Genomic DNA, 15502 nt, shown 5'->3' with positions numbered 1-15502 from the left:
CACCACGGTCGGTTCAGTACCGGTGGGCAGGGTGCAGCGGGGGCGGGCCGTCCTCGGGCCCCGTTCCCCAGCCGGACGGGTCGGTGCCCACCGTGAATGCCAGGGACCGTATGTGCCGAAGCGCATCTGTCGTCAGGTACGTTCGGCCGTACGGCGCGTTGTCGATCCGCGCCGACTGGATGTAGCGGCGGGCGTCCGAGGTGCCGGGTGCCGTCACCGTGAGCGCCCCGCGGGGGTAGTAGTGGCGGTCCAGCCGCAGGTCGACGCGTTCGAAGGCGGGCGTGGACAGGCCCCAGGTGTCATGGCCGGGCTGCACCGGGAAGATGCCGATCGAGGACAGCACGTTCCAGGCGGACATGGTGCCGAGGTCGTCGTTGCCCGTCATGCCGGTCGGGGCGTCCGTGAAGAGGGTCAGCGCGGCGTGCACGACGTCGGTGGTCTTCCACGGCTGGCCGGTCGAGAGGTAGGTGTACGGGGCGATGAGGTCGGGCTCGTTCTGCGGGTTGTACTTGTCCGCGTTGTAGTAGTCGTACGGGCCGTTCACCCACACCTCGCGAGCTGTCTTCGCGGGGTCCTGCACCAGCCGGTCGTAGGCGAAGAACGAGTCCAGCCGGTCGTTGGCCGCCTGCTCGCCGCCGATCAGACCGACCATCCCGGGCAGATCCTGCGGTACGAGCCACTGGTACTGCCAGGCCGTGCCCTCATGGAATCCCTCGCTACGTGCGGGGTCCGCCGGGCCGGTGAACGCGCCGGAGGCGTCGCGCGCGCGGAAGAAGCCGGTCGAGGTGTCAAAGATCTTCCGGTAGTTCTGGGACCGGGCGGCGTAGCGTGCCGCGTCGTCGGCGTGGCCGAGATCGTGCGCCATCTGGGCGAGCATGGCGTCCGACAGCGCATACTCCAGCGTCGCGGACGCCCCGTGGTCGTAGTCGGAGTCACCGGGCTTCACGTGCGGGCGGCCCTTGACGTAGGGCGCGAAGCCCTCCGCGATGTACTCCCTGTTGGCCTCACGGCCCACCGCCGGCGAGTCGGCGGGCGGCACTCCGTCCGCGTTCTTCTTCAGCGCGCGGTAGGCCCGTTCCTCGTAGCCCTTGAGGAGGCCCTGCTGGTAGGCGTTGGTGAGGAACGGGGTGACCGGATCGCCCGTCATGATGTTCGTCTCGACCGTGCCGTAGCCCCACTTCGGCAGCCAGCCGCTCTCCTCGTCGATCCTGATGACGGAGATCGCCATGTCCCGGGCCTCGTCCGGCGCGAGCAGGGACAGGAGCTGGGTCTGGGTGCGGTACGTGTCCCACAGGGACCAGTTCTGGTAGTACGTGAAGTCCCGGGCGCGGTGGATGTTCTGATCCCACCCGGTGTAACGGCCGTCGGCGTCGCTGCCGATGTTGGGCGCCAGGAAGGACCGGTACAGGGACGAATAAAAGGTGCGACGCAGGGTGTCGCTGCCACCCTGTGCGCGTACGGTGTCGAGCCGGCCTTCCCAGGTGTGCCGCGCGGCGTCGCGGACCTGGTCGAAGGAACGGCCGCCCTCGGCGCGGAGGTTGACGGCCGCGCCGTGCGCGTCGACGTACGAGAGCGCCGTCGTCGCCTCGACGGTGCGGTCCTTGGTCGTGTCGAAGCGGACGTAGGCACCGTCCCGGCCTGTCATCGAACCGGCGGTGACCGTGGAGCCGTTCCACGTGCCGTGGGCGATGAACGGGCGGTCGAAGCGGGTGATGGTGTAGACGGTGTACGGCTTGGTGTCCTGGCAGAAGCCGCTTCCGGTGATCGTGGTGCGCACGGTTCGGTTGTCGAGCACCTCGACCTTGCTGGAGACGCTTCGATGCAGCGACTGCCCTGCGTTCAGCAGGACGTTGGCCTTGTCGGTGGCGGGGAAGGTGTAGCGCTGGACGCCGGTGCGCGCGGTGGCGGTCAGTTCCGCGGCGATGCCGGTCTTCAACCCGACCTTGTAGTAGCCGGGGCTTGCCGTTTCCGTGTCGTGACTGAACTCGGCCTGATACCTGGCGTAATCCGTCTCCGTGACGTCGCCGGTCGTCGGCAGTACCGGCAGGTCGCCGCCCAGGCCGCAGCCGACACCGGAGAGATGGACGAGGGAGAATCCCCGGATGTGGTTCTGGGAGTAGTCGTAACCGGTGTTGTGTCCGGTGTCCGGCGAGAACTGCACCATTCCGAATGGCACTGCTGCGCCGGGGTAGGTGTTTCCCTCGTTCTCGGTGCCGATGAACGGGTTGACGAGATCGGTGAGTTCGCCCTCCTCGGCCGCGGCCGCCGGGGGTGCCGCGGGCGCTATGAGGGCGGCTCCGAGGACTGCGAGTGCCGCGACGGCACTACGTGTGCGCTGAGTCCATCTCATGGGCTTCGGCCTCCTCAGTTGGACAACGTTGTCATGACGGTCGTTCATCCTTCAGGCCGTATGAGTGGTCGTCAAGAGTGAGATACCGGAGGGAAGTTGGAATTCCGGGTCACGGGGCTCAGTCCGCTGAAGACCTCTCCGCTTCGACTGCAGGTGAAGTCGATGTCGAGGCGCCGTCTGGAACTGGCCCGCAGCCGCGCGCAGTGGAGGGCACGGTCACCAGCCCGAAACCGAGAACCGCCGCGAGCAGGTGGCCGACGGTGGTGAAGTCAGGCAGCGGCCCGGGCCACTCGGCACCGCCGAGGGGCCAGGCGAGCACGAAGACCGCCCAGGGAAGGCGGCGACGCCGGGGCAGGGCGAGTGTGCCGACCGCCATCACGGTCTGGGCACCGTAACTGACCCCGTAGTCCGAAGCCTGCCGGACGGCCGCCGGATACCAGCCGTGTCGAAGCGCGACGGTGACGACGACAGCGGTGAGCAGGGTGGCTGCGACATGCCCGCCGAGGAGCACGGCCACGGCGCGCGGCTTCCCCCACCGGCGCTCCACCCAGGCCAGGAAGCAGCAGACACCGAGGCCCAGGGTGATGAAGGTCCCCACGAATCCCAGTGAGATGACATCCGTGAGCGAACCGTCGAAGAACAGCACGCTGCCAAGCAGGGCGGTCACCGGATGATCGTGCAGATTGTCCAGGTTGGTGCTGAGGTGGCCCAGCAGGGCGGCCGCCCGCTCGGCGGACAGCCCGTAGCCGACCCAGGCGTGCCCGATGAGGAGTAGGCAGACGTAGGTGACTGTCAGCGGCGCACGGCGCGGGTACGCCCGCGCGGTTCGGAGCAGGCCGCCCAAGTGGCCCGACGGGTACTGAGAGTTCATGTTGGGAGATTGTCCCGGTTGATCGAGGCTGAGGCGCGTAGGGGCGGGCAGGCACCGGCACCCCGAGGTACTCGACAACGACGGGGTGCCGCCTGGGCGGAGGCGCGGTCAGCGGCTCAGGAGCAGGCCCGTTCCCGACACATCGGCGCGGATGCCGTCCTTGGCCACTGTCACACGCTGCAGGTGCAGGGAGCCCGCAGGCGGCTTCGGTAGCTGGAAGGCGAAGGAGAAACGGTCGGCGATCTGAGGGCGGGTGAGCTTGGTCAGTGCGCTGAACAGGGACAGGTCGAGACCGAGCCGTTCGAGCAGCCTCGGGTGGGCGAGTGCCGCGTCCACGAGGTTGACGCCGGTCAGTTTCCGCAGGAAGCGCGGTGCTCCGGTGAGTTGATGGAGCTCGTCCTCGTCGTGGAGCGCGGCACGTACCGCACTGTCGGAAACGCCCAGGCGGCGCACGATCTCCGGAACCGCCAACAGGGCTCGGATCTTCTGTGCCTCCCGGGTGAGACGGCGCGCTGAGGCGTGGGTCAGGTGGAGGCCGTCGGTGGGCCCGGTTCCGGGCCGGTATGTGGCAAGACCGTCGATGTCCAGCCGTATGCCGTCCACAGAAGTGGCGATGCCCCGGTCCCCGTCGCGCCGGACGTGTGCTTCGGCCCGAACGTGAAGATCGCGACCCGCGATGCGCAGGGCGCCGTCGGCTCGGACGCCGCCGGGGCCGTGGGCCGTGAAACCCACCTGCGAGGCGCCGAGTTCACGGTTCATGTCGGCGAACGACAGCAGCACCTGGCCGTGCATCTGCCGAATGAGCGCGCCGCGGATCGTGGTGGGACCGTCGCCGTCGATGCGTATGTCGTCCGCCGCTGCGGTGACCTGGGTGAGGGTGACCCGGTCGGCCGGGATGTCGGGCAGGGTGACCTGGACCGAGTCCAGGTGCCGTGCGGCCAGTTGTGTGAGGAAGGGAAAGCCGCCGATCCGTACCTCGGGGGCGGCGGCGAGGTCCAGTTCGTCCTTGAGCCGTTCGGAGGCCTTGTGCTCGGCGTAGAGCACCGCCCAGCGGTCGGCCAGCGTGACGAGGCAGGCCAGGGTGAGCACCCAGGCCAGGACTCGCACCACCGTGGGCAGGCCGGTGGCGCGGTTACGGCGCCGGCTGCCTCGCCTGTGGTTGGGCGGTGCCCAGGGCTCGTCGTACGGATCGCGGCCGCGCGGAACCATTGCGGGAGGAGGTCCGTCGGACCGGTCAGGATGATGCGTCTTCATGTGGGGGGTACGCATCGGTTCATTTGATCACATAGTGGCACCTGGTTCGCAAGTCGCATCTGAAAACGAGTCAAAAGAGCACGGTGGAGGATCGGGGGCGTCTGAACCGCCCTGGGTTCGACTGATGCCCAGTCAGACTCGGCCGACTATCGAACACTCCATCGCCATAAGCGGACAGAAAACGTCGAGGAGTTGTGAGGTGTGTGTCCGTGTCCTGTCAACTTCTGCCACCGGGTGTCACGCTCTTCGCATCCCCCCACAGGAACGATCGATGGAGACCGCATGACCCTCCATGCAAACACCCGGCCCACCGCCGCCCTCGTGGCCCTGGCCGCCGCAGCAGTGATTGCGGCACAGACCGGTGCGGCGCAGGCCACCCCCGAACGAGCCGAGGCCACCACCCAGGGCCACGGGACGTTCGACCGCGTCGCGGCGGTCAAGGCCGCGCAGCACGACGCGGCGTCGGCCGCCCGGACCCTCGGACTGGGCGCCGAGGAAAAGCTGATCGTGCGTGACGTCATCAAGGACGCCGACGGCACCGTGCACACCCGGTACGACCGCACCTACGCCGGACTGCCCGTGCTCGGCGGCGACCTCGTCACCCACACCGCCAAGGACGGCAAGCTCAAGGGCGTCACCAAGGCCAGCAACGCCCGCATATCGGTGGCGACCACCACCGCCACCCTCAAGGCGGCGGCCGGCGCCCGAAAGGTGATCTGGGCCGGAGGCAAGGGCAGTCCCGTACTCGCCTTCGAGACCGTCAAGACGGGTGTCCAGAAGGACGGCACCCCCAGCCGGCTGCACATCGTCACCGACGCCACCACAGGCAAGGAGCTGTACCGCTACCAGGCCATCGAGACCGGTACCGGCACCAGCCAGTACAGCGGCGAGGTCCCGCTCTCCAGCACCAAGACGGGTTCGGGCTTCGAGCTCACCGACGCCGACCGCGGCGGCCACAAGACCTACGACCTGCATCAGGGCGAGAGCGGCACCGGCGACATCGTCAAGGACGACGACGACAAGTGGGGCAACGGCAAGAGCGACGACCCGCAGACCGCTGCCGTGGACGCCGCCTACGGCGCCGCGATGACCTGGGACTTCTACAAGAAGGAACTCGGCCGCGACGGCATCGGCGGCGACGGCAAGGCCGCGTACTCCCGGGTCCACTACAGCAACTCGTACGTCAACGCGTTCTGGGACGACGGCTGCTTCTGCATGACGTACGGCGACGGTGAGGGGAACAAGAAGCCCCTGACCTCTCTCGATGTGGCCGGTCACGAGATGAGCCACGGTCTGACCTCGCGCACCGCCAAGCTGGAGTACAGCGGTGAGTCGGGCGGGCTCAACGAGGCGACCAGTGACATCTTCGGTACCTCGGTCGAGTTCTTCGCCAACAACAAGGAGGACGTCGGCGACTACCTCATCGGCGAGAAGCTCGACATCAACGGCAACGGCACGCCGCTGCGGTACATGGACAAGCCCAGCAAGGACGGCAACTCGCTGGACGCCTGGAAGCAGGGCGCCGGGGATCTCGACGTCCACTACTCCTCCGGCATCGCGAACCACTTCTTCTACCTGCTGTCCGAGGGCAGCGGCAAGAAGACGATCAACGGTGTCGAGTACGACTCCCCGACGTCGAACGGTTCGACGGTCGCCGGGATCGGCCGGGACAAGGCGTACAAGATCTGGTACAAGGCACTCACCACCTACATGACCTCGACGACCGACTACAAGGCCGCCCGTGAGGCGACCCTGAAGGCGGCCGGTGACCTGTACGGCGCGGACGGCACCGAGGCGAAGACCGTGGCCGCCGCCTGGAGCGCGGTCAACGTGGCCTAGCCGAACCGAGGGCCCTGCCTTCACTCAGGGGTTCCGGATCACTCCCGGTGATCCGGAACCCCATCGCCGACGCGTGGAGCGTGTATCGGACCTCAATGAGGCTTCCAGCTCCTGCTGCAGCTGCTTCAGCATGGTGGCGTCCGCGTCGGACTCATAGGTTTCGAGCCCCAGGATGTCGAGATCGCGCCGGAGGAGTGCGAGCGCCAGATTGCGCCAGGTGTAGAGGTCGTCCGGGCGTTGGCCGCCGTTCTTGGCCCATCTGCGGCAGCGTTGACGCAGTCCCAGGAGCGCGCCCCGGGTGGCGGCATCGGCGCACATGCCGCCCGTGGAGTACAGCCAGTCGTTCAGCTCGGCCGCGACCCTGGCGGCAACCTCCGGCGTCACGGCTTCGGCACCGCCATGCGACAGACGCTGGAGAACGGCGAAGGCATCGGGGTAGGACGCCAGACGGGTCTTGTGGTTCTCCAGCGCCCAGGCGCCCTTGAGGTCCGTCAGCCACTTCCGGCGTTCACGGCGAATCTGCACCAGCGTCAGCAGCCCGCTGACGCCGGCCACCAGAAGCGCAACCAGGCCAGAGATCAACGCCGTCACTACCTGATCGTTCATCGCGCCCGCCCCCCGGAGTCGTGCGGCCATGGGCTCGAAGCTCGACCCCGAAGTATGCACTGCCCAAGGGCTGTCGGGAATATTCGGCGAAGGCCATCGCCCAGGCAATAGCAGCGCGGCGACAACGCTCCCGGGGGACGCGACCGGCCACGAGTCCCCATGGGACACCGTGGCCGGTCGTGTGTGCTCAGCGGGTCACAGCTGTGGCTGCGGCATCCGTTTCCAGCTGAACGGGCCGAAGGTCGTGTCGGTGACCGCGTAGTTGGCGTTGGGGTCTGCTGTCAGCTTCAGCCATTCCAGCGGGGTGGTGCTGCCGTGCACGACGATCCGGTGGAAGTTCGAGACGTTGTAGTACGGGTGCTCGTTCCACGCGTTGTCACCCGGGTCATGGGCGCAGACACCGGCGCCGGTCGCCGGGTCCGTCTCGCCGGTGCAAGTCGCCGTCGGCGACAGCGGGTTGTCCGAGCGGTACAGGTGCGAGTCGCCGTTGAGCATCAGCACCGGGCGGCCGAATTCGGTCGTCTTCGCCGCGACCTCGCTGATGATCGGCTCGTAGTTCGTCAGGTGCTTGCTGGTCTTGCCTTCGAGGTCCCACATGTCGGCCTGCGCCGTGATGACCACCGCCTTGGCGTGCTTGGCGCGCGCGTCGGCGAAGGCGGCATCGAGCCAGCGGACGTCGGCCGCGGTCCGGCCGTTCCGCTCTTCGGTCTGTGCCTGAGTCGCGGTCGGCACCTTGTACCAGGGGTCGGTGTCGTTGTTCGAGCCACCCGGCACGTTGATGGTCACGAAGACGATGTCGTTCTGCGCCCACCTCACGTTCTCGACGTACTGCGCGTCGCCCGGGTGGCTCCGGTCGTAGTCGGTGGCCTGGGAGACCACGTTCAGCGTCCCGCTGCCGAGGGTGCGGCCCGGCTGGGCGAAGAAGTCCCGCCGGATGGTGGCGAGGTTGTCGAGGGGATTGCCACAGTGGTAGCTGACGCAGTCCGCCGTACTGGTCGACAGGCCGCTCGTGCCGACGTAGTCGATCGCGCCGGAGGCCGAGTCGTAGAAGCCCCCGCCCTGACCGGGTGAGGTGAGGCTCGACGCCTTGTGGCAGTCGGCCCACTCGTTGTCGCCCGGCGTGTAGACGAGCGGCTTGGTGAAGGAGCGCCAGGCGGACGCGATCGAGGCATCGTAGCCCTCGGTGCAGAACTCCTTGCCCGAGTGGATGTCGCCCACGTGGATGACGTCGCTGATCGTCGGGTCACTGTTGACGGTGCCGATGAACGCCGGGGTCTTCTGGAACTGCGACGTGTCGGCACTCTGGCCCGCGGGCGCGTACGCCGACATGCCGTACGGCGAGTCGCCGTACACGGCCAGCGTCAGCGGACCGCCGGCCGTCGAGGCCGTGGCGGTCGACATTACGGAAGAAGCAAGGCCGACGGCGACGAGCGTGACAAGCCCGCGCTTTGGCATGCGTCTCGACATGCGTCCCTCTTTCAGGTCCGGTTGAGGGGGGCGCTCCAGTGAACTGGACACTCAGGAAGCGCGACATGGCATCAATGGCGGCCGGGAGATGACCAGCAGGCGAACTTTCGGCGCGTTCCACCGCCGTCTCGCAGCCCGTTGTGGCGGCAAGCGCGCTGGGTCGCCGTCATGCGCAAGCTCACACCCGCGACGCACTCTGGAGTGCGCGCAGTCCCGCCAGCGCCGTCAGTACGGTGTCGTTGGCACTCCGGTTGCCGATGGTGAGCCGGATTCCCTCGCCGGGGTAGTGGCGCGCCTGGACACCGGCGTCGGTGAGTGCCGCGGCGCCCTCATCGATCGGATCGGGCGCGGCGAGCCAGAGGGAGTTGGTATGGCTCGGGTGTACCCGCCAGCCGAGGCCGAGGAGTTCGTGCCGGAGCCGCTCGCGTTCGGCGACGATCGTGTCCACGCGCAGGCGCAGCTCGCTTTCGGCCCGCAGTGAGGCCTTGACCGCCGCTGTTGCCACCGCGTTGATTCCGAAGGGCAGTTGTTGTCGGCGGATCCGCTCCACCAGGTCGGGGGAGCCGAGTCCGTAGCCGACGCGCAGGGCGGCCAGGCCGTAGGCCTTGGAGAAGGTGCGCAGGACGAGCAGGTTGGGGTGTGCGGCCAGCAGCGCGGGGGTGTCCGGCAGGTCGGCGTGGCGGGCGAACTCCACGTACGCCTCGTCCAGGAGCACGGTGACGTGCCGGGGGACCTGCCGCAGGAACGCCGACAGCGCATCTGCGGTGACGAGACTTCCGGTGGGGTTGTGCGGATTGCACAGCACCACGACGCGCGTGCGATGGTCGAGCGCCTCGAGCATGGCGTCCAGATCCTGGTGTCCGTCCGGCGACAGGGGTACGGCTACGGGGTGCGCGCCGGCCATCGTGGCCAGGAGGGGGTAGGCGTCGAACGCGCGCCAGCCGTGGACCAATGTGTCGCCGGGCTGGACGACCGCCTGGAGCAACTGCAGGGCCACGCCGACCGATCCGCTGCCGACCACGACGCGGTCGGAGGTCACCCGGCACCATGTGGCGATCCGCTCGGTGAGGTCGTCGGGGTGGAACTGCGGGTAGCGGTGGGCCTGTGCGACGGCCCGTTGCATCGCCTCGCGTACCGAGGGCAGTGGGGGATACGGGCTCTCGTTCAGGGCAAGCCGGTGCAGTACGGGGATGTCCATCGCTCAGTCCCGTCCCCCGTGCCAGCGGACGGCGACGGCACCGGCGAAGTCGCCCGCGTGGGCGAACCCTCCGAGCACCACCAGGTCGCCGTCCTCGACCTGCCGGGAGCGGATCCCGCGGTCCAGGGTGATCGGGATCGCCGCCCCGAACAGATTCCCGTACTGGTCGAAGGTGTTCAGGTGCCGTTCGGCCGGCAGTTGCAGCGCCTCTCGCCAGTTCCGCAGGAAAGTACGGTTGGGCTGGTTGGTGATGAGGACGTCGATCTCGGTGCTCGCCACCCCGAGCCGCCGGCACAGGTCCAGGACCACCTCGGGGACGAGGCGGTTCCCGCGTGCCAGGACCTTGGCGACGCTTGCGTCGGTGAACCCGATCCGCAGCTGGGACTCTCCCGGCTCCCAGTACTTGCGGCCGTCCTCGACCGCCACGGTCATGTCACCGGCGTACTCGCCGATGTGCCGGGTCTCCACATCGAGGACGGGCGAGTTTGCCGACGTCGTCACATACGCCACACCGCAGCCGTCGCCCGGGATCGCAGCCTGGGCGAGTTTGCGCACCTCGGACTGGGTGAACCATTGCCCCGCGGCGCTTTGCGCGTTGCAGATCAGCGCGGACTTCGCATCGGTGGAGGTGAGGATCTGCCGGGCCATCTTCAGCATGTACACGAAGGAGGCGCAGCCCGCGTTGGCCACGTCGACGAGCCACTCCGGGTTCAGGCCGAGCCGGCGTGCCACCTCGGTGCCGGCGCCCACGAACGGCAGGTCCGGCAGCTGGCTGTGCACCAGCAGCACGTCGACGCCTTGGATCTCTTCCCTGCCGTGCCGTTCGATCAGAGACTGTACGGCGCGTTCGATCATGTCCGCGTTGGTCTCGTCGGCGGCCACGTGGTGCCGTAGCGGCGGGACCTTGAACATGGGGTGGTTGCGGAGCTTGTCCTCGGCTCCGGGGTACTCGGTGTAGAACTCCGCGGGGACCGGCTCGCCGGGAAGGTAGCCGGCCACGTCTGTGAGGCTGACCGTAGTCACCGCGCCACCGCCTTCGCCGGAGCCACGTTGACCGGCAGGCCGTTGCGGTGGCGGTGTTCCAGGATGGCCTTGAGGTTGTTCATCTCCACGGTGTGGCCCGCGTAGAAGAGGTCCCAGTAGTCGCCGACCCACGGCCGGTCCGGGCGCGGCGCCTTCTCGGGGTGGGGGTTGGTGTCGTAGTGGGGGTGCCGGCAGTTGGTCCAGGTGATCACCGAACCCGGCTTGTCGAGTACCAGCCGGGCCGGTACGACACGCATCAGGTAGATCATCCACAGCTGCTCGCCCTGGTCCCACGAGCAGTGGTAGTCCACGGTCATGGCCTCGGGGTTGGCGACCACCTTGCAGTAGATACTGGTGTCGTCCTCCAGCCGGTCGTGACCGACCCACAGTCCCGGTGTGCCGGAGGGCGCGAAGCCCCGCAGGCTGCAGGTCCACTCCTCCAAGTGGTGGCCCTGGCGCAGATAGTCGTAGGCCGCCTCCGGGGGGCAGTCGACGTACTCGTGGATGGTGCAGTACTGCCCGTAGACCTGATGGTGGGGGTAGACCGCGTGGGTGAGCTCCATGCAGTGGGCGGTCAGTTCCTCCTTGCCCGCGTTCTCGATCCGGACCAGGCCGGGGATGTCAGCCAACGTGGACGAAGCCTCGCTCATCCGAACTCTCCTTGCTCTCGGTGCCGTTGGTGCTCTCGGTGTTTTCGGTGTTCTCGGTGATTTCGGTGAAGGACTGGAACGGAAGGAACGGCGGGATCTCCCGCGGGTCGCAGTCCACCGCGACGAACGCCGGGCCGCCGCTTGCGTTGCCGCGCAGCAGCGCGGTACGCAGCTGCGCCGCGTCGCCGGCTCCCGCAGCCTCCAGCGACGGGAAGGCGGCGGCCACTCCGGCGGCGAGGTCGGTCCGGGCGAACAGGTCGTCGCTGCGGACGCCGCCCTGGAGGAACTCCTCGCGCAGCGCGCACATGGCGTGGGCGTTGTTGTTGAAGATCACGAACGTCACGGGTGCGTCGTACTCCACGGCGGTGTGCACTTCCATCCCGTGCATGAAGAAGGCTCCGTCACCGGCGAGGACGTAGGTGCGTCGGCCGGTGGCGAGCGCGGCGCCGATCCCCGCACCGAAGGTGTAGCCCATGCCGCCCATGCCGACCGCCACCACGAAGCGGCCGTGGCGTGGTGCGGGGAGGAGATGGATGGCGCTGGCCCCCGCGTTGCCGGCGTCCACGAAGACGTGTGCGTCCTGGGGGAGCGCCGCCTCCACCGCGGCGACCGCCTGGCTGTAGGGGACGGCTCGTCCACGGATCTCGGAAGGCGGGCCGGGCATGGGTGTGGGAAGGGGGCCGGCATGCGGCGGACAGGGACGTGGGCGGGGCGGCAGGCGGGCGGTCACCGCGCGCAGCGCGTCGCGGAGATTCCCACCCAGTGCGATGCCTGCCACGAACGGCGGTTCGGGGCCGAGGCAGACCACTTCGGTGGCCGCCAGGGCGCGGTCGAGGCCACCGCGTGCCAGCAGCGGCAGCCGGGTACCGGCCAGCAGGCACAGGTCGGCCCGCCGCAGACAGTCTTCGACGTTGGCGTGACCCATCACCCCGGCCACGCCGGCGAATCGGGGATCACGGTTGTCGAAGACGTCCTTGGCGTCCGGGGTGACCGCCACCCATGCCCCGAGGCGCTGGGCCAGCTCGGCCAGATCCCCGCGCGCGTCGTGGGCGGCAACATCCTCACCGGCGATGACGAGGACGCGGCCGGCCCGGCGAAGGGCGTCCGACACGGCGCTGACGGCAGTGGTGTCGAGCCGCGCCGCGGATGTCGTCGTGGGGCCGCCCGGTGTCGGTGCCGCGCCGCGGGCGGGCACCTGGATCCGCGCCTGCTGCACGTCCTTGGGCAGCAGCAGCACGGCCGGCCCGCGTGGATCGGTCTGTGCCGCCGCAACTGCCAGGGGCAGCAACTCCGTGAGCGAGTCGGCGTCATCGACCCGGGCGCAGAACCGGGAGACGGGCGCGAAGACCTCCCGTGCGTCGAAGGAGCCCGCCCTGCCGCTGGAGTCCTGGAACGCCCCGTGGCCTTCCTGGCCGGTCGGCGGCTGACCCACCAGGGCCAGCACGGGCACCCGGGAGGCGTGTGCCTCCGCCAGGCCCGGTACGAGATTCATCGCCCCACCGCCCGAGGTGGCGGCAACGACGCCGAGGCGCCCGGTGGTGCGGGCGTATCCGTCGGCCATGGTGACGGCGGAGAACTCGTGCTTGGCGACGATGCCACGCATGGCGCCGCCGCGGTGCACGGCGTCGTACAGGTCCTCGATGTTCGCGCCGCCGACGCCGAACATGTGGGTGACGCCCGCTTTGGCGAGCTCCCCGGCCAGATGGTCGACCAGGCGTACGGTTTCTGCCTCGCGTAATTCCGGGGTCGAGGTGGTCATACGGGGCTGCTCTCCCTCTCGTGGTGCCGGTCGATGAGGCCGGATGGCGAGATGACCTGAAAGCGGTGCCGGTATTCCTTGGGGGTCAGTCCCAGGGTTCGTCCGAAGGAGCGGAAGAACGTCTCGGTGGCGGCGAATCCGCAGCGGCCGGCTATCTGGCTGATCGTCAGGTCGGTGGTCTCCAGCAGTTCGCGTGCGCGGGCGATGCGCGTCCGCTCGACGTACTGGCCGGGTGTAGTGCCCACCTCGCGCCGGAAGACCCGGGCGAAGTTGCGCTGACTCATGTTGGCCTGCCGCGCGATCTCGGCCACGGGCAGCGGGTTGTCCAGGTTGTCGAGAATCCACTCCTGTGCTGCCCGGATCGGCGGATGGTCGGCCAACTGGGCGTCGAGGACGGCGCTGTACTGGGACTGTCCTCCGTGCCGCTTGAGGAACAGCACCAGAAACCGTGCCGTCTCCAGCGCGAGCGCCGCACCGTGATCCGCCTCCACCAGGGCCAGTGCCATGTCGATGCCCGTCGACACGCCCGCGGAGGTCACGAAGGGCCCGTCCCAGACGAAGATCGGCTCGGCGTCCACCGTCACATCCGGATAGCGGCACGCCATCATCTCGCTGTACGCCCAGTGGGTGGTGGCACGTCTGCCGTCGAGGAGGCCCGCCTCGGCCAGCAGGAAGGATCCGCCGCATACGGAGGCGACTCTGCGCGACCGGGCCGCTGCCCGGCCGATCCAGGACACGAGCGCCCGGTCCCGGAGCGCGTTGTGCAGACTCCATCCGCCCGGCACGAGGAGCGTGTCGATCGGGCCCTGCCCCGCTTCCAGCGGCGAGGCCTCGATCACCACCCCTGAACTCGTGCGCACCAGCGGTGCGTCGGCGGATACGAAGTCGGTCCGGTAGGGCGTTCCCGAGGGGCCCAGGAGCCGGTTCGCGGTATCGAACACTTCAATCGGTCCGGTGATGTCCAGGGCCATCGCGCCCGCGTACACCACCACAACAACACGTCGCTCCAACACAGTCACAGCCTGTATCGAACGCCGTACTGGCTGCAATGACAGATTACTGACGTATCCGGCCAGCAAGCGGTGCGGAACGGTCAGGAACCGCGCTGGTAAGGCAGTTTGTGCGCCGAGCGGGCAGCGCTGGGTGAGACAGCTCACAGGGCGCCGGTTGTCCCGGAGTCGGCTTCCCATCTCCTCCGCGCGACCCCGGTTTCTTCCCGTACCGGAATCACCCGCGCCTCCCGTAGCCGGCGAGGGGTTTCCAGGCGTCAGAGTATGAGCAGGAGCCGTGTGTTCGAGACGAGCTTCCGGTTCACACTGGTGCTCTGCACGAAGATCGTGAAGTCGTCGTTGTGGTCCGGCTTGACGCGCACCTCCACGTCCGGCAGGCCGAGCAGAGCGCGGGCCTCGGGCCCCGTGTACACCCGGTCGGTCTTCTTCTCGAGCACCGCGATCTGCTTCCGTGCTTGGACCTTCTCCGACTTGCTCAGCTGGTAGTACGCACCACCGGTACGGTAGGTGTGCCCGCATTCGACGACCCAGTCCCGGATCGCCGCGTCACGAGACACCGGGATCAGCTCGTACTTCGACGGATCGACCGGGGTGAGGCCGGCCGCCTTGATGGTGTCCTTGTTGACCGCCTCAGCACCCGTGGAGAACACCGCCCGCGAGCCCCGGATGCCCTTGGTGCGGCCCACCATGAACTTCTCGGTGGCCTGACGGATGACCTGCCCCGCCTCCTCCAGACCCTGTGTGCTCGTGGCGTCCCAGATGGCGATGTTGTCCTTCGGGAAACCGCACTGCATGGCCTCGCGCTTGCCCATCTGGTCCGGCACGAGGACGGCCAGCGTCCAGTTGTCCCCCTGTGTCCTGCTCATCTCGGCCACAGCCTCGACCAGTTCACGCGGATCCCTGGCAGGTGCGTCCGGGCAGCGATGGCTTGCGTTCTCCTGCCCGTCGGTGAGTACGAACGTCAGGAAGCTGTGGTCGCCGTACAGTTGAGCCGTCTGCGCAAGCTCCCGCTGTGACTTCAGCGCGGCCGCCAGCAGAGCCGTCATGCCACCGACCCGGTACAGCTGCTTCAGCGACGGCATGCGCAGCACGTCCTTGTCGTAAATGACGCACTCCACCTTGTCCGCGAAGACGTACACGGTGACGCGGGTTTCCTGGTCCAGTTCCCTCGACCGGCGGGCAAGATAGGCAATCTGCTGGTCGGCGACCTCGACCACCTTGCGGCTCAGATGCGACATGGACGAACTCGCATCCAGCACGAGAGCAACGTGATTGATGTAGTTCTGGCTTCCGGACATGGCGGCTCCCCCTCTTTCTCTTCCCGACTCGATGCTCCTACCGTCTCACGCACCACTGACAATCGATCTTGACTTCCAGCTGGGATGGGGAGCGGCCGAAGCCCCGGGAGCGGCTACACTGCCGCGAAGTCGCGAGCCGACACGGCAACTGGCCGGAAAAGAACGGTGGGAGAGGCC

The 15502-nt window shown here is 68.3% G+C and carries 12 protein-coding genes; 1 reads left to right on the top strand and 11 read right to left on the bottom strand.

Annotated elements, in window-relative coordinates; genetic code table 11:
- Window positions 1-13: 13 nt before the first annotated feature.
- The 3 genes from AB0I54_RS21615 to AB0I54_RS21605 form a co-directional block, all read right to left on the bottom strand.
- A complete protein-coding gene (locus AB0I54_RS21615) occupies window positions 14-2350 on the bottom strand; it encodes a GH92 family glycosyl hydrolase (protein ID WP_363297680.1) in 2337 nt (778 codons plus the stop codon).
- 118 nt (window positions 2351-2468) lie between these two features.
- Window positions 2469-3221 carry a rhomboid-like protein gene (locus AB0I54_RS21610; RefSeq protein ID WP_363297679.1) on the bottom strand — a complete coding sequence of 251 codons (753 nt, stop codon included), beginning with the start codon at window positions 3219-3221 and terminating at the stop codon, window positions 2469-2471.
- A 108-nt stretch (window positions 3222-3329) separates the two neighbouring features.
- On the bottom strand, window positions 3330-4430 hold the full coding sequence (locus AB0I54_RS21605; RefSeq protein ID WP_363297678.1) for a DUF2993 domain-containing protein: 1101 nt from the start codon (window positions 4428-4430) through the stop codon (window positions 3330-3332).
- A 327-nt stretch (window positions 4431-4757) separates the two neighbouring features.
- Here AB0I54_RS21605 and AB0I54_RS21600 point away from each other — a divergent pair, with 327 nt between their 5' ends.
- The gene (locus tag AB0I54_RS21600) at window positions 4758-6314 is read left to right on the top strand and encodes a M4 family metallopeptidase (protein WP_363297677.1); all 1557 of its coding nucleotides are present in this window, start codon (window positions 4758-4760) and stop codon (window positions 6312-6314) included.
- A gap of 24 nt (window positions 6315-6338) precedes the next feature.
- Here AB0I54_RS21600 and AB0I54_RS21595 read toward each other — a convergent pair whose 3' ends face one another.
- From AB0I54_RS21595 to AB0I54_RS21560, 8 genes are all read right to left on the bottom strand, one after another.
- Window positions 6339-6950, bottom strand: a complete 612-nt coding sequence (locus tag AB0I54_RS21595; RefSeq protein WP_363297676.1) for a hypothetical protein — start codon at window positions 6948-6950, stop codon at window positions 6339-6341.
- A 165-nt stretch (window positions 6951-7115) separates the two neighbouring features.
- A complete protein-coding gene (locus AB0I54_RS21590; RefSeq protein ID WP_363297675.1) occupies window positions 7116-8321 on the bottom strand; it encodes a hypothetical protein in 1206 nt (401 codons plus the stop codon).
- Window positions 8322-8565: 244 nt separating this feature from the next.
- Window positions 8566-9585 carry a histidinol-phosphate transaminase gene (locus tag AB0I54_RS21585; protein WP_363297674.1) on the bottom strand — a complete coding sequence of 340 codons (1020 nt, stop codon included), beginning with the start codon at window positions 9583-9585 and terminating at the stop codon, window positions 8566-8568.
- A gap of 3 nt (window positions 9586-9588) precedes the next feature.
- Window positions 9589-10584 carry a ketoacyl-ACP synthase III family protein gene (locus tag AB0I54_RS21580; RefSeq protein WP_363297673.1) on the bottom strand — a complete coding sequence of 332 codons (996 nt, stop codon included), beginning with the start codon at window positions 10582-10584 and terminating at the stop codon, window positions 9589-9591.
- Between the two features lie 20 nt (window positions 10585-10604).
- Window positions 10605-11258 (bottom strand): SRPBCC family protein, encoded by a 654-nt coding sequence (locus AB0I54_RS21575; protein WP_363297672.1) that lies wholly within the window; start codon window positions 11256-11258, stop codon window positions 10605-10607.
- Window positions 11230-13017: a thiamine pyrophosphate-binding protein gene (locus tag AB0I54_RS21570; RefSeq protein WP_363297671.1), complete on the bottom strand. Its 1788-nt coding sequence runs from the start codon at window positions 13015-13017 to the stop codon at window positions 11230-11232. Before AB0I54_RS21570 ends, AB0I54_RS21575 begins: the two co-directional genes overlap by 29 nt.
- Window positions 13014-14030 (bottom strand): GlxA family transcriptional regulator, encoded by a 1017-nt coding sequence (locus tag AB0I54_RS21565; RefSeq protein ID WP_363297670.1) that lies wholly within the window; start codon window positions 14028-14030, stop codon window positions 13014-13016. The genes AB0I54_RS21570 and AB0I54_RS21565 overlap by 4 nt, the downstream gene beginning before the upstream one ends.
- A gap of 254 nt (window positions 14031-14284) precedes the next feature.
- Complete coding sequence (locus AB0I54_RS21560; protein WP_363297669.1) at window positions 14285-15325, bottom strand: vWA domain-containing protein; 1041 nt, start codon at window positions 15323-15325, stop codon at window positions 14285-14287.
- Window positions 15326-15502: the final 177 nt, after the last annotated feature.

It is taken from the genome of Streptomyces sp. NPDC050625, from assembly GCF_040654755.1.
GTDB lineage: Bacteria > Actinomycetota > Actinomycetes > Streptomycetales > Streptomycetaceae > Streptomyces.
The sequence above is the reverse complement of the archived record's forward strand: the minus strand, read 5'-3'. Positions and strand labels throughout refer to the sequence as shown.

Bases quoted from the DNA above. Each gene is read 5' to 3' on its own strand.
- AB0I54_RS21615 (WP_363297680.1), bottom strand. From the start codon at position 2,350: ATGAGATGGACTCAGCGCACACGTAGTGCCGTCGCGGCACTCGCAGTC.
- AB0I54_RS21610 (WP_363297679.1), bottom strand. From the start codon at position 3,221: ATGAACTCTCAGTACCCGTCGGGCCACTTGGGCGGCCTGCTCCGAACC.
- AB0I54_RS21605 (WP_363297678.1), bottom strand. From the start codon at position 4,430: ATGGTTCCGCGCGGCCGCGATCCGTACGACGAGCCCTGGGCACCGCCC.
- AB0I54_RS21600 (WP_363297677.1), top strand. From the start codon at position 4,758: ATGACCCTCCATGCAAACACCCGGCCCACCGCCGCCCTCGTGGCCCTG.
- AB0I54_RS21595 (WP_363297676.1), bottom strand. From the start codon at position 6,950: ATGGCCGCACGACTCCGGGGGGCGGGCGCGATGAACGATCAGGTAGTG.
- AB0I54_RS21590 (WP_363297675.1), bottom strand. From the start codon at position 8,321: ATGTCGACCGCCACGGCCTCGACGGCCGGCGGTCCGCTGACGCTGGCC.
- AB0I54_RS21585 (WP_363297674.1), bottom strand. From the start codon at position 9,585: ATGGACATCCCCGTACTGCACCGGCTTGCCCTGAACGAGAGCCCGTAT.
- AB0I54_RS21575 (WP_363297672.1), bottom strand. From the start codon at position 11,258: ATGAGCGAGGCTTCGTCCACGTTGGCTGACATCCCCGGCCTGGTCCGG.
- AB0I54_RS21570 (WP_363297671.1), bottom strand. From the start codon at position 13,017: ATGACCACCTCGACCCCGGAATTACGCGAGGCAGAAACCGTACGCCTG.
- AB0I54_RS21560 (WP_363297669.1), bottom strand. From the start codon at position 15,325: ATGTCCGGAAGCCAGAACTACATCAATCACGTTGCTCTCGTGCTGGAT.